16 protein-coding genes and 1 tRNA gene are annotated in these 13,872 nt (G+C 38.2%); 10 read left to right on the top strand and 7 right to left on the bottom strand.

Annotated elements, in window-relative coordinates:
• Positions 1–14: 14 nt before the first annotated feature.
• Positions 15–2,018 carry an FG-GAP-like repeat-containing protein gene (locus tag J2X31_RS05105; RefSeq protein WP_310024973.1) on the top strand — a complete coding sequence of 668 codons (2,004 nt, stop codon included), beginning with the start codon at positions 15–17 and terminating at the stop codon, positions 2,016–2,018.
• Between the two features lie 75 nt (positions 2,019–2,093).
• Here the strand turns inward: J2X31_RS05105 and J2X31_RS05100 are convergent, their stop codons facing one another.
• Together J2X31_RS05100 and J2X31_RS05095 are read right to left on the bottom strand one after the other, a co-directional pair.
• Entirely contained in the window at positions 2,094–2,933 is an 840-nt protein-coding gene (locus J2X31_RS05100; RefSeq protein ID WP_310024971.1) for a DUF5777 family beta-barrel protein, read from the bottom strand.
• Positions 2,934–2,983: 50 nt separating this feature from the next.
• Positions 2,984–3,373, bottom strand: a complete 390-nt coding sequence (locus tag J2X31_RS05095; protein WP_310024968.1) for an OB-fold protein — start codon at positions 3,371–3,373, stop codon at positions 2,984–2,986.
• A 91-nt stretch (positions 3,374–3,464) separates the two neighbouring features.
• Here J2X31_RS05095 and J2X31_RS05090 point away from each other — a divergent pair, with 91 nt between their 5' ends.
• The 9 genes from J2X31_RS05090 to J2X31_RS05050 all read left to right on the top strand — a co-directional run bounded on the left by J2X31_RS05090 (position 3,465) and on the right by J2X31_RS05050 (position 10,913).
• Positions 3,465–3,827 carry a c-type cytochrome gene (locus J2X31_RS05090; RefSeq protein WP_310024967.1) on the top strand — a complete coding sequence of 121 codons (363 nt, stop codon included), beginning with the start codon at positions 3,465–3,467 and terminating at the stop codon, positions 3,825–3,827.
• A gap of 16 nt (positions 3,828–3,843) precedes the next feature.
• The gene (locus J2X31_RS05085) at positions 3,844–4,383 is read left to right on the top strand and encodes a YceI family protein (RefSeq protein WP_310024966.1); all 540 of its coding nucleotides are present in this window, start codon (positions 3,844–3,846) and stop codon (positions 4,381–4,383) included.
• Positions 4,384–4,558: 175 nt separating this feature from the next.
• Positions 4,559–5,452, top strand: a complete 894-nt coding sequence (locus tag J2X31_RS05080; RefSeq protein ID WP_310024965.1) for an alpha/beta fold hydrolase — start codon at positions 4,559–4,561, stop codon at positions 5,450–5,452.
• Positions 5,433–5,882 carry an SRPBCC family protein gene (locus tag J2X31_RS05075; RefSeq protein ID WP_310024964.1) on the top strand — a complete coding sequence of 150 codons (450 nt, stop codon included), beginning with the start codon at positions 5,433–5,435 and terminating at the stop codon, positions 5,880–5,882. Before J2X31_RS05080 ends, J2X31_RS05075 begins: the two co-directional genes overlap by 20 nt.
• 42 nt (positions 5,883–5,924) lie before the next feature.
• Positions 5,925–6,335 (top strand): DoxX family protein, encoded by a 411-nt coding sequence (locus J2X31_RS05070; RefSeq protein ID WP_310024963.1) that lies wholly within the window; start codon positions 5,925–5,927, stop codon positions 6,333–6,335.
• An 11-nt stretch (positions 6,336–6,346) separates the two neighbouring features.
• A complete protein-coding gene (locus tag J2X31_RS05065) occupies positions 6,347–7,207 on the top strand; it encodes an SRPBCC family protein (protein ID WP_310024962.1) in 861 nt (286 codons plus the stop codon).
• A gap of 18 nt (positions 7,208–7,225) precedes the next feature.
• Positions 7,226–7,663: a VOC family protein gene (locus tag J2X31_RS05060; protein WP_310024961.1), complete on the top strand. Its 438-nt coding sequence runs from the start codon at positions 7,226–7,228 to the stop codon at positions 7,661–7,663.
• Between the two features lie 455 nt (positions 7,664–8,118).
• Entirely contained in the window at positions 8,119–9,975 is a 1,857-nt protein-coding gene (locus tag J2X31_RS05055; RefSeq protein WP_374725209.1) for a M61 family metallopeptidase, read from the top strand.
• Positions 9,976–10,199: 224 nt separating this feature from the next.
• Positions 10,200–10,913, top strand: coding sequence for a DUF4369 domain-containing protein (locus J2X31_RS05050; protein WP_310024960.1), 714 nt, complete (start codon positions 10,200–10,202; stop codon positions 10,911–10,913).
• 191 nt (positions 10,914–11,104) lie between these two features.
• On the opposite strand, the gene J2X31_RS05045 is transcribed toward J2X31_RS05050, so the two are convergent.
• The 5 genes from J2X31_RS05045 to idi all read right to left on the bottom strand — a co-directional run bounded on the left by J2X31_RS05045 (position 11,105) and on the right by idi (position 13,780).
• Positions 11,105–11,178, bottom strand: a tRNA-Thr gene (locus tag J2X31_RS05045).
• A 76-nt stretch (positions 11,179–11,254) separates the two neighbouring features.
• The gene (locus J2X31_RS05040) at positions 11,255–11,524 is read right to left on the bottom strand and encodes a hypothetical protein (protein WP_310024959.1); all 270 of its coding nucleotides are present in this window, start codon (positions 11,522–11,524) and stop codon (positions 11,255–11,257) included.
• Between the two features lie 58 nt (positions 11,525–11,582).
• Complete coding sequence (locus J2X31_RS05035) at positions 11,583–12,551, bottom strand: type I phosphomannose isomerase catalytic subunit (RefSeq protein WP_310024957.1); 969 nt, start codon at positions 12,549–12,551, stop codon at positions 11,583–11,585.
• A gap of 248 nt (positions 12,552–12,799) precedes the next feature.
• A complete protein-coding gene (locus tag J2X31_RS05030; protein WP_310024956.1) occupies positions 12,800–13,210 on the bottom strand; it encodes a 6-pyruvoyl trahydropterin synthase family protein in 411 nt (136 codons plus the stop codon).
• Positions 13,211–13,252: 42 nt separating this feature from the next.
• A complete protein-coding gene (gene idi, locus J2X31_RS05025; protein ID WP_310024955.1) occupies positions 13,253–13,780 on the bottom strand; it encodes an isopentenyl-diphosphate Delta-isomerase in 528 nt (175 codons plus the stop codon).
• Positions 13,781–13,872: the final 92 nt, after the last annotated feature.

Raw genomic sequence — 13,872 nt, 5'->3', positions numbered from 1 at the left:
AATCAATAATCAATATGAAAAAACTTTTACTTTTATTTTTATTATCAATAACCAATTTTGTCGCTAACGGACAAAATACCTGTGCAACTGCACTGCCTGTAACTGCAGGAATTACGGTTACTGATGCTATAAACGGTGAGGTCCCAACTCCAGTATGCATTGCTGGTGGAACGGTTGCTACAGCCGGAAAATGGTACATTTATACTCCCGTAGGAAACCGCACAGTGACGGTAACAACTGATTTGAACATTAACATTGGAAAAGACCCACGTGTTCACATCTACAAAGGAGGTTGCAACAATCTTATTTGTGTCGCAGGCGATGATGACAGTGGAGTACTTGGAAATCCTGATGCTTTATGCAAAGTGACTTTTAATGCAATGTCTGGAACACCTTACTATATTGCCTTTGATAACAAATGGGACTCTAGTGGAATAACTTTTAATTTAATTGAAAATGATTACATTCCGCAACCAGTTTCTGTTGTATCTTTTACTCAACAACCTATTTCCCTTCAAGGAACATACAAGGATTGTGTAGTGGACATGAACGGAGATTATCTGGATGATATCGTTTCGGTTAGCAATGGTCAGATTCACATGTTGCTGCAAACAGAAAGTGGCACTTTTCAATCTGTGACCCGCACAACTCCAATTACTTCTTTCCAACCTTCTTGGAGTATTGCCGCCGGTGACATTGATAACGATGGATTTAATGATTTGATTTACGGAGGTGGTCAAGGTGTTGCCTTCATGAAGCAAAACAGCAACCAGACAGCCTTTACAATGATGTCAACTCCTGAATATGTTTTTTCACAAAGAACCAATTTTGTCGACCTAAACAACGACGGACATTTAGATGCTTTTGTTTGTCACGACGTTGATCCCAATGTTCGTTATATGAATGATGGTAATGGCAACTTTACTTTCTTTCAAGGTGGAATGGGCGACTATGATGCAGGTGGAAATTACGGATCTATATTTGTAGATTATGATAATGATGGCGATATGGATTTGTTTATTGCAAAATGCGGAAGTGGTCCAATTGATGAACTCCACAGAAACAATGGCGACGGAACTTTCACAGATGTAAGTATTGTTGCTGGAATGGCAGAACCTTCCCAATCATGGTCCTCTGCCTGGGCAGATTTTGATAATGATGGCGACATGGATGCAATGATTGGAGCCAGCTCAAATTCTAATGGCGGACATAAATTAAGACGCAATAACGGCGACGGAACATTTACCGACATTACTTTCGGATCTGGCCTTGACGTCTTTTCTACAACTAATATTGAAAACGTTGCCCACGACTTTAATAATGATGGTTTTGTTGACCTATTTATGGGAGGAAATACCATCATGATCAACAATGGAAACATGACTTTTACACCGAATCCTATCAATACGGCAGTTGGTTCTATTGGAGATTTGAATAATGATGGTTTTCTCGACATTCAGCTTGGGAATAATATTTTCCTAAATAATGGCAACGACAATAATTGGATCACACTAAGCCTGCAAGGTGTTACAAGTAATCGAAACGGAATTGGAGCCAGGGTTGAATTGTATGGAGCCTGGGGAAAACAAATTCGAGAAGTAAGAAGTGGAGATGGATTTAGACACATGAGTACTCTTAACACTCATTTTGGAATTGGAACAGAAGAAACAATTACTAAACTTGTAATTAAATGGCCTTCAGGCATTGTAGATGAAATTTTAAACCCTGCAATAAATCAAAAAATATTAGTTACAGAGAGCAGCACTCTTGGCGTGAATCCTTCGGTGGCTAGCAAGTTTACAGTATATCCGAATCCAACAAAAAACATACTGAACATTGAATCTGCTTCATTTGATATTAAAACAGCAACCGTTTATGATATAACCGGACGAGTGGTCCTAACTTCAAAAGTAAACAATCAAACCATTGATGTTCATTCTTTGTCAACTGGAACTTACATCCTCTCGTTAATCGATGCAGAAGGTAAAAATCACATTCAGAAATTCATTAAGAATTAAAATATTGAACTTATAAACAAAAAGAGCGTCCAAGTTGCAAACACCTGGACGCTCTTTTTATGTTTGAAAAATATATTAAAACACCCTTGCCAAATTAAATCCGAAGAAAATATCTCCTTTTCCCCAATCTCCTGTGGTTTGACCTAAATATCCTGCTTCGTGGATTCCTTGAGAACTTGTGAAATGCATTTGGAAAACGTGACCGCCCGTTTCTAAATCTACACCAACAGACAACGGATTTTTATAAATAGAACCACTTGCCCTGTTCAAATGGGCAGCATAATCAACATTCACCGACCAACGGCTTGCAATTTTATATCGTCCTCCCACTCCAATGGCATATTGGCTGTTGTCCTGCAAATCATTCTCTACAAAATTTTCATGGAAAAAAGTCGGAGCCAGTTCTAACGACAATTTATCGGAGAATTTTCTTGAAACCAAAACCTGTGTTACATACATCAATCTGTTTTCAAAATTCATCTTCGGATAATTGCTTTCCTTCAAAGTATTATTGATGGCAACACTGTTGAAGCCTACAATTGTAAACGGAAAACCATCCTTGATTTGATTCTGCAACCTGTATTTCACCGAAAAGTCATAGGCCAATTCGCTTCTGGCTCCACTCACTGTTAGCCAATCCTTTAATCCGTAAAGAAATTTTATCTGGGTGTTGGCATTATCCAAACCATAAAACCCTTCAAAACCATCTTTTATTGAGCCAAAACGGTGTGCTACAATAAAATACATATCGCCCTTTGCTGCCAGTTTTGTCGATTCAAGATTAATAATCTTCAAGCCTTTAAAAGCCGATTCTACCTTTTCATTGGTTACAGTCGAATCGATTTCGGCCAATAAATCGTCCTGTGCAAAAGTCATTATCGGAAAAAGTAAAAGAAAGAGTAATTGTTTTTTCATGGATATGGATTTAATTGTTTTGAAATTTACGTATTAATTGCAATTTTGGTTTATTCTGCTTTTGTAGCCTGATCGATTTTGAATTCCTCCAGCAAATCATCATACCCTACAAATCTTCCTTTGATTGTAATTGCATCTTGAAGATTGATTTTCGGAAGCACCGAATCGGTAAAAACAACAGATAATTTTTCGTCGATAATAATCGAATGTGAAGGGAAATCTACATCGGTAACTTTTCCGTATATCTGAATAGTCTTATCCGCATATTTTGAATTGGCCAAGCTGTCATTTTCAGAAAACTCTTTTGACAAACCTGAAACCGTTAGATCAAAAGCAGCATTTTCTGTAGCAATATCTCGGTGTCCTTTATAAGCATAAAAATACAATCCTATGCTTGCAAGTATTAAAATAACTATAATAATTAGTAGTTTCTTTTTCATTTTATTTTTTTTGAGACAAATTTAATTAAATTATTTACCTATGCTCATTATCTTAACTTTATTATCTAATTTTGGAAAAAATAGTACCACTATGAATTTAAAAAATACGTTGCTTTTCACTTCTCTCGTTCTTGTTTTAATTAGCTGTACAAATGACAGCACCAATGATCTAACAGAACCTCTTGACATCAATCAAACCGTGAAATTTAGTTCCGTTCAATCCATAATGCAAAACAACTGCAACAACTGTCATGGAAATCCAACTTCGGGCGGTGCTCCAATTTCGCTGGTAACCTATAACGAAGTAAAAGCCGCTGTATTAGAAAGCGACTTGATTGGAAGAATGTCTATTGAAAACGGCGGCGACGGACTCATGCCTGAAGGCGGGCCAAGGTTGCCACAAACCACTATTGATGTGGTGATTAAATGGCAGGCGGACGGATTTCAAGAATAAAAACAAAATCAATATCATGAAAAAATCAATACTTATTTGTTTCTTACTTTGTGCTACAAGCTTTTTTGCACAAGAGAAAATGGTTACCAAAACCGGCAAAGTCAATTTTGAAGCTTCTGTTCCTTCGTTTGAGGAAGTGAAAGCCAAGAACGAGGGCGTTACTTTTATATTGAATTCAAAAACCGGAGAAGTAGCCAGCCTTGCCCTGATGAAAGGCTTTCGTTTCAAGATTGCCTTGATGGAAGAACATTTCAATGAAAATTACATCGAAAGCCATAAATATCCAAAGGCTACCTTTAAAGGGAAAATTGAAGATTTTGATGCAACTACACTTACCGCCACTGCAAAGGAATATACCATCAAAGGAAAATTAGAACTTCACGGAAAAACCAAAGAGGTTGCCTCGGTTGCAAAAATCAGGAAAACCGATGCCGGAATAGAAATCATATCGAGCTTTAGTGTCAATGCTAGTGATTTTGACATCTCGATTCCAAATGTTGTAAAAAACAAGGTATCAAACAAGATTGACATCCGATCTGAATTTACAGTTAAATAGGTTTCCAGAAAACAACGCTTTAAGTTATTGCCACATTTGAAATGCTTTTCGAAGGTTTTTATAGCCTCAAAATCATTTTGAATGTGGCAATCTTTTTTAGGCTGTCATAACTACCCCCTACTATTGTCGTTAATGCACAGTTGAAATGAAAATTACATCCGCTAAATTTGTAAAGATGAATAAAGTAAATCTTTTTAGAATGATACGAAAAGTAACCTTTTCAATACTAGCAATTTTATTTATAACTTCCTGCATAAGCAATAAAATGGGAACAACTAACACTAATTTGGATTTTAAGAGTGGCTATTCGGATGTGAATGGCATAAAGATGTATTATGAACTATACGGAAAGGGAAAGCCGTTGGTACTGCTTCATGGAGGCGGTTCTACCATCCAGACATCGTTTGGAAGAGCCATACCCTTGTTTTCCAACAGGCAACTCGTTTGTGTGGAGTTACAAGCCCACGGACGAACATCCGATAGAAATGCAGCACTTTCATTTGAACAGGATGCAGACGATGTTGCCGCACTACTAAAAAACCTCAACATCCAAAAAGCCGATATACTCGGCTTTAGCAATGGAGGAAACACTGCCTTGCAAATCGCAATCCGTCATCCCGAACTTTGCAATAAAATTGTTACGGCATCCATTCTGCTAAAACGAGAGGGGACCTTTCCTCAATTTTGGGAGTTTATGCAAAACGGAACCTTCGAGCAAATGCCTCAACAATACAAGGATGCCTTTATGAACGTGAATCCCGACAGTACCAAACTGATCACCATGTATCAGAAATGTGCAAACAGGATGATTGATTTTAAAGACTTCCCAGACGAACAAATAAAAGGAATAAAAGCTCCCGTGCTTCTTATAAACGGAGATACCGACGTAGCCACTTCCGAACATGTTGTGGCAATGTCCAAACTTATTCCCAACTGCAAATTGGCAATCATTCCTGGAGGACATGGAGCTTATATTGGAGAAATAACAACCCTAAAAGAAAAGTACAATGGCACTGATTTTATTGTTCCGATTATTGAAAATTTCCTTGATGAAGCAGCAACAAACTAACAATCAATATAAAGAAACTATGGAAAAAATAACCGTAAGCACAACCGTAAACGCATCTATTGAAAAAGTATGGGACACTTGGACAAATCCTGAACACATTGTCAACTGGAACAATGCTTCAGAAGATTGGCACACACCGTTTGCCGAAAACGACTTAAAAATGGATGGAAAATTCAAATCTACCATGGCAGCCAAAGACGGCAGTATGAGTTTTGATTTTGAAGGCATTTATACTACCGTAGAAAACCACGAAAAGATAGCATACAAAATGGCTGATGACCGGGAAGTAATCATCCTTTTTGATAACTTGGGCGACCGCGTGAAGATTACAGAATCCTTCGATCCTGAAAGTGAAAACTCTTTGGAAATGCAAAAAGCTGGCTGGCAAGCAATCATCGATAGCTTTAAAAAATATACTGAAAGTATCTAAACAAATTATCTAGAAATACACTTTAAACAAAATCATATTGCTATGAAAGCAACCAAGAAACAATTAATTATAGGTTGGACATTAAGCGGATTGGTAATTCTCTTTATGCTTTTTGACGCAACAATTAAATTCCTAAAACCAGTAGAAGTCATCCAAACTACCGTAAACGAACTTGGATATACTGAAGATCACATTTCTATACACGGAATTCTAGCACTAATAGCAACGTTGCTCTATGCTGTTCCAAGAACATCTATTTTAGGTGCAATTCTTTTAACTGGATATTTTGGTGGTGCAATTGCCTCTCATTTAAGAGTGGACAATCCAACATTTAGCCATACGCTATTTCCCCTTTACGTTGGTTTATTAACTTGGGGCGGACTATGGTTAAGAAATATAAAACTTAGACAGATATTCCCATTTGCTACACAAAACAATATTAATAACCTTTAAACACACTTGCTATGGAACCAATCGTTATCAATTTTACCTTCAATGCTCCTCTGGAGAAAGTTTGGAATGCCCTATCAAACGAAACCGAACTCAAGAAATGGTACTTCCCTGTGGAAGATTATGAGTTTGAGGTGGGAAAAGAATTTACGTTCTACGAAAGTACCGAATCTCAAAAGTACTTTCACAAGGCCCGTTTTCTAAACATCATTCCCAATCAACTGATTGAACACACCTGGGAACATCCCAACGATTCCAAAGGAAGTTCCGTTGTGAAATGGGAATTGAAAGCCGAAGGTGATTCCACAAAAGTGACCCTCACCCACACCGGTACCGAAAGCTTTGAAGATGCAGGACCAGACTTTACAACAGCCAATTATGAAATGGGATGGACTGCCATTGTAGGCACCTCGCTTCGCAATTACCTCTACAACATCTCAAAATTAGAATTTACGGTAGAAATCAAAGCCACTCCACAAAAAGTGTGGCAGGAACTCTGGGACAAGGAATCCTATAAAACTTGGACGAATCCTTTTTGCGAAGGTTCCTATTATGAAGGCGAAATCAAGCAAGGCAATAGGGTTCATTTCCTGACACCATCAGGCGAAGGCATGTTTTCGGACATCTTTTATCTGAAAGAAAATGAAATCACGGTCATCAAGCACCTGGGGGTTTTAAAAAACTTCGAAGAACAGCCTATGGACGAGGAAACCCTGCAATGGTCGGGCTGTTTTGAAATCTATAAGCTGACAGAAGTGGAGGGCAAAACCCACTTCAAGGCCGAAGTAGATTCCTTGGAAAAATATGTAGGACACATGAACAAAACTTTCCCGCTGGCGTTGCAGGAACTAAAGAGAATATCCGAAATCAATTAACACTTAAAAACAAATAAAATGGCAAAAGTAAATCCTTATTTATCCTTTGACGGCACTTGCGAAGCGGCATTTACCTTCTACAAATCAGTATTTGGGGGCGAATTCCCCTATTTGGGCTACTACCGAGACATGCCTCCGGCCGAAGGTTTTGAAATGCCGGCCAGCGAAGGCAATAAAATCATGCACGTTTCCTTGCCAATTGGTGGCGACACGATGCTTATGGGGTGCGACAGCTCCGAAGCTTTTGGACAAAAGCACATCAACGGCACCAACTTTTCGGTCTATCTTACCGCCGAGAGCAAGGAAGATGCCGACCGTCTTTTTAGCGGACTATCAGCTGGCGGAACCGTAACTATGCCGATGGAAAACACCTTCTGGGGCTCCTATTTCGGGATGTTCTCCGATAAATTTGGCATCCAATGGATGGTTGGTTTTGATGAGTGCGAGGAGAATTAGATATTGTCTTCATCCTCAAACAATAAGATAAATCCCAAAATACAAATTCCAAAATACAAATAAGCTTCAAGTATCAATTTCAAAAATTCAAAAACTTTTCTTCGTGTGGAAAAGGTTTGAAAAATTGAAATTTTAAGAATTGGAATTTATTTGTATTTTGGAATTTTTCTTTTGTCTCTCTTCTGATTTTTTACAAAAGCTTAGGAACAGTTAAATGCACTTAATTTTATCGAACAGTATCTTGAAACTACTCTTCATACTCCTGCTCTTTGGGGGTATTATTTTTTTTACTCAATCCAAACTTAACAACTTCAGCTCGTTTTAAAAACAGAATAAAAAACTCCTTCATAAATTAACAACTCTATAACTCCCAGCCTTTTCTTAATTAACTTTCTTTGCATTGTGTAACAAAATTGTTAAACCACAGTCTTACATTCAAATCAAATCTAAAAAAGATGAAATTAAGGATCCATAACATCAAAAATTTTTATTTCCTGGCACTAACCATGTCATTATTAAGCATAAATGCTAATGCCCAATCAAAGGACAAGCAAATACAAGTTGACATTGATTTGAATGCCGTTAAAGACGATAAAGTAATGGTTACTGTTACTCCGCCAAAAATCACCACCAACGAAGTGACGTATCACATCCCGAAAATCATACCAGGAACCTATTCCGAAGATGATTACGGAAAGTTCATCGAAAACCTAAAAGCCTTCGATGCAAAAGGAAACGCACTCACAGTTGCCAAGATGGAAGAGAATTCCTGGACCATCAAGGATGCCAAGAAGTTGAGCAAAATCACCTATTATGTCAATGATACTTACGACATTGAGGACACACACGATATCTTCTCTCCAGCAGGAAGCAACATCGAAGAAGGCAAGAACTTCATGATCAACACCCATGCTTTTGTGGGGTACTTTTCAGATTTAATCGAGCTTCCTTACAAGGTAAACATTGCCCATCCGGCAACACTTTGGGGAGCTACAGCAATGGTTGATACGGATGCAAGCGACACAAAAGACACCTTCAACACCGCTCGTTATGCCGAATTGGTAGAAAACCCAATCATGTATTCAAAACCAGACTACACAACTTTTACCATCAACGGAATGGAAATCATTATTGCCGTTTATTCTCCAAACGGACTCATAACTGCCGAAAGCATCACACCGGAAATGAAAACGATGATGACGGCCCAAAAGAATTTCTTGGGTAAATTCAACTCTACCAAGAAATATGCAGTATTGCTTTATCTTTCCGATATGAACCGTGCAGATGCCAAAGGCTTCGGAGCCCTTGAACATCCAACCTCCACAACGGTAGTAATGCCCGAGATGATGCCGAAAGAACAATTGGCCGAACAGTTGAAGGATGTGGTTTCACATGAATTCTTCCATATCGTTACACCACTGACTATCCATTCAAAGGAAATCCAATATTTCGACTACAACAAGCCGAAAATGTCTCAACATTTATGGATGTATGAAGGCGTTACCGAATATTTTGCCAATCTGTTTCAGGTCAACCAAGGGCTGATTACCGAATCGGAATTCTACCAAAGGATGTCCGGAAAAATTGCCAACTCACGAACAATGGACGACACCATGCCGTTCACAAAAATGAGTGCCGAAGTCTTGAAAAAACCCTACAAGGACCAATATTTGAACGTATATGAAAAAGGAGCCTTGATTGCAATGTGTCTCGACATCGAAATCCGTGAAAAAAGCAACGGCCAAAGAGGAATTCTAGACCTGATGCAGAAACTTTCAACCGAATACGGAACCACAAAAGCCTTCGACGACAAAGATCTTTTTGCCAAAATCACACAGTTGACCTATCCAGAAGTGGGGCAGTTCCTAAACACCTATGTAGCAGGACCAACCCCTATTCCCTATGAGACTTATTTTGCAAAGATGGGTGTCACAAAAGGAATTATGGAAGTCCCAACCAACATTTTTATCCATAACCAAGCACCCGTTCTCACCGTTATGGACCCAACAACAAAAGAACTCATCATCATTCCCGGAGCCGAATTAAACGAATTCATGAACACCATCGGCATCAAGGGCGGAGACGTACTCTTGGAAGTAAACCAAGTAAAATACAACCTCGATAACGTAAACGACCTTATCATGATGAGCATGGCACTAAAAGACGGCGACCCAATAACCTTCAAAGTAAAACGCGACGGCAAAGAGTTAACCCTAAAAGGAACCACAAAAATCCCAACAGAGAAAGCCGAAGGCTACCAAGCAACAGACGCTTCAAAAGAAAAACTAAAAGAAGCTTGGTTAAAAGGATAAGGAGCGAAAGGCTAGGGCATTTTGGGAATCCATTTTCCTGCTTTCCGCAATAGTTTTTGTTCTGAACCCCAGAACAAAAAGCTATTTGCTCCAATCAGGGCTACAAAGCAAATCATAAAACCTGAACCTGAAAAAAAGAAATCATATTAATCCCCAATTTAAAATCTAAATTGGGGATTTTTTCATTATTTTGCCGAACATTAAAAAGCAATAAAAATTTACAAATGAAAAACGCTGTCGTTGCCCTATTTTCAATATTCCTAATCATCAGCTGTAGCAAAAAAGAATCGGACAAAAACCTTCACATAATAGGAAACATCAAAGGATTGCAGGAAGGAAAACTATACCTTCAAAGAATTGTCGATACCAACCTAGTAGCAATCGACTCCGTAATCCTTGACGGAAAATCCAATTTCGAATGGCATTTGGATATCGAATCGCCAGAAATGTTCTATTTGTTCCTCGACCGTGGCGTTACCAACTCTGTAGACAACAACCTTCCTGTTTTTGTAGAGCCAGGAACCATCAACATAGAAACCGATTTGAAACGTTTCTTCGCCGAAGCCAAGATAACAGGTTCAAAAAACCAGAAACTCTACGAAGACTATAAAAAGATAAATGCACGATTCACCAACCAAAACCTAGAACTTTCAAAGGAGAGATTTGACGCCATCAGATTCAACAGACCATCAGACGTTCCTGCTATAGAAAAAAAGATAGAAAGCAACCTAAAAAGAAAATACCTCTATGCCATCAATTTTGCCATTACAAACAAAGATTTTGACATTGCTCCTTACATTGCTTTATCCGAAATCAGCGATGCCAACATCAAATATTTAGACACCATCAATAATGCATTGCCAGAGAGCGTAGCAAAAGCCAAATACGGAAAACTACTGTCAAAATATATTGAAGACGTGAAGAAAGTTGAAAAATAAAAAACTACCGTTTCAAAAACCAAAAAACAAAACCAAAAAACCATCCGCCGTCGTGGATGGTTTTTTTTTATATATCGATTAGTGAAAATTTGTGAAATTCGTGTTGGTGTTTTCAAGAAGTAAATTTCCAAGAAAATCAAAAACCTATAAAACCAAAAAACCACCACATTGCTGTGATGGTTTTCTTATTGAGCCGGCGGAGGGACTCGAACCCACGACCTGCTGATTACAAATCAGCTGCTCTAGCCAACTGAGCTACGCTGGCGACTTCAATACGAGTGCAAATATAAGACTGAAATTTAATTTTCCAAAAAAAATCTGCACTTTTTTATTGTTTTTTTCTACTGCAATTCGTTGATTTTAGCAACCAATTGATTTGCAGCTTGTTCTAAATCTGCGTTAATTTGTTTGAAGTGTGCTTTTTTGTTTTCAACATTCTTTGCATTCACTTTTGCAATCAAAGTATCGAAAGAAGCAATCGCCTCATCAATTAAAGCATTAGTTTCTGGAGTTGGTTTTCCTGTTGTTGACATTTCAAATAAGTAAACTGCCTCAATAATATCTCCTAAAACGTAGTTGATGTCTTTCTTTAAATTCTTAATGTTTGCCATTGTATTTTTTAATTTTAATTTGCGATTGCAAAAGTACACATAATCTTCTTATAACCCACTATGAAATGTAAATTTCTAAAATTGAAGCATTTCCGCTGATTTTAAACATGTTCATCCCTGCAGGAATCAAAACGGTAGCGCCTTTTTCATAGGTATATTTTTCATCGTAGTATTCAATTTCAAAATAACCATCCACACACATATAAACCGTAAAGGATTCAAACGTTTTGTCAATTTCTATTGTGCCTTGAAGCGGAAGTACGTTTGTGGTAAAGTACGGACAATCAACAATTTCGTTAAAAACGTTTTTTTGGGTTTGGTATTTTTTCTGGGTTTCAACAACATTATAATTGATTGCATCGAGAGCCTGATCAACGTGCAATTCCCTTGTGTTTCCTGATGCATCTACACGATCAAAATCATAGATTCTGTAGGTAATGTCAGAAGTTTGCTGGATTTCGGCCAAAACGATTCCGGCTCCAATTGCGTGAACTGTTCCTGTTTCGAGAAAGAAAACGTCGCCTTCTTTGGCTGGAACTTGCTCTAAAATGGAAAGCAAATTTTTGTTTTTTAGATTTTCCAAGTACTCTTGTTGGTTGGATTTTTCCTTGAAACCTACAATTATACGAGAACCTTCGTCGGCTTGCATGATGTACCACATTTCGGTCTTGCCGAAAGAATTGTGGCGTTCCTTTGCCAATTCATCATTTGGATGCACTTGTATGGAAAGGTCTTCCCTGGCATCAATGAATTTAAAAAGCAAAGGGAATTGTTTTCCGAAACGTTCGTGCACTTTTGTTCCAAGGACTTCATCGGGAAAATTATTGATTAGGTCTTGAAGTGATGTTCCTTTATGTTCACCGTTTGCAATAATGCTAATATCGCCTTGAACTGTTGAAAGTTCCCAGCTTTCGCCAGTTATTTTAGAAGTAATGTCTTTGTTTAGGACTGTCTTTAATTTTTCGCCTCCCCAAATTCTTTCTTTCAAAATGGGGTCGAACTGTAACGGATATAATGCTGGATTCATATTGAGTTTTGTTTCTACAAAGTTGGGAAATTTTGGGTTTTTTCCATTACACTATTTTGTCAATTGTTTACACTAATTCGCAATTTTGGCCCAAAAGATTCAAAAGGAATATGGATTTTCTAATAGCCCCGACAGGAGGGAAAATCCTTTTTTCAATTGCCTCGGGTTTTAACCCGAGGCAATTGAAAAAAGATTGGAAGGATGGCGGGAACATGGATAAAAAGCATGCCCGAACGATTCGCTCCTAATTATTCGCCACGATAGGTAACGAAGTTTCTTGGTGTTTCGTAAAGCACAACTTCGAGATCGAAATCGGGATTGATTTTTTGTCGGAGTTTGTTCCAGATGACGACCACGATATTTTCGGCAGTTGGGTTTAGGTTTTCGAATTCGGGAACATCTAAATTCAAGTTTTTATGGTCGAACGGGACTTCGACTTCCTGATAAATCAAATCGCTCAAATCTTTAATGTCCATGACATAACCAGTTTCTGGGTCGATGGCTCCGGTAACGCTAACGGTAAGGTCGTAATTATGACCGTGAAAGTTGGGGCTGTTGCATTTTCCAAATATCGAATCGTTTTTCTCGAACGACCAATCCTTTCGGTACAACCTGTGAGCGGCATTGAAGTGGGCTTTTCTGGAAATAGTTACTTTCATGAGGATTTGGGATTTAGGATTTGAGATTATAGGATTTGGAATTTACAACTTGTGTTCCTCAAGATAGTGATAAAATTCGTCAAAAATAATCTTGAACCAAACGGTATAGATTTCTGGATGGAGCTGCATGTCGCTTTTTACGTCTTCGATGCACATCCATTTCCAGCTTTCTACTTCTTCTGGATTTATTTCTGGAGCTTCGTTGTAATAGCCAATCATTACGTGGTCGAGTTCGTGCTCGGTCAGGCCGTTATCGAATGGGGCTTTGTATATGAAATGAAAAAGTTCCTTGAGTTCGGTTTTGAAACCCATTTCTTCAAACAAACGGCGTGTTCCGGCTTGAACATTCGTTTCGCCTTCTCGCTGGTGGCTGCAACAGGTGTTGGTCCACAAAAGAGGTGAATGGTATTTTTGCGAAGCTCTTTGTTGCAACATGATTTCGTTTTTTTCATTGAGAATAAAAACGGAGAAAGCACGATGCAATACGGCTTTTTCATGTGCTTCAAGTTTTGGCATCAGGCCAATTTGCTCGTCTTTTTCGTTGACTAATATTACTTTTTCTTCGGTCATTTAAATGGTATAACTCGTTCAAAGGTAGTAAAATCTTGCGTTTCTTTGAACGCTTTTTAGATTATTGGAAAGTTTAACGAATGTTGAAGGGG

The organism is Flavobacterium arsenatis (genome assembly GCF_031456785.1).
Taxonomy (GTDB): Bacteria; Bacteroidota; Bacteroidia; order Flavobacteriales; family Flavobacteriaceae; genus Flavobacterium; species Flavobacterium arsenatis.
The sequence above is the reverse complement of the archived record's forward strand: the minus strand, read 5'-3'. Positions and strand labels throughout refer to the sequence as shown.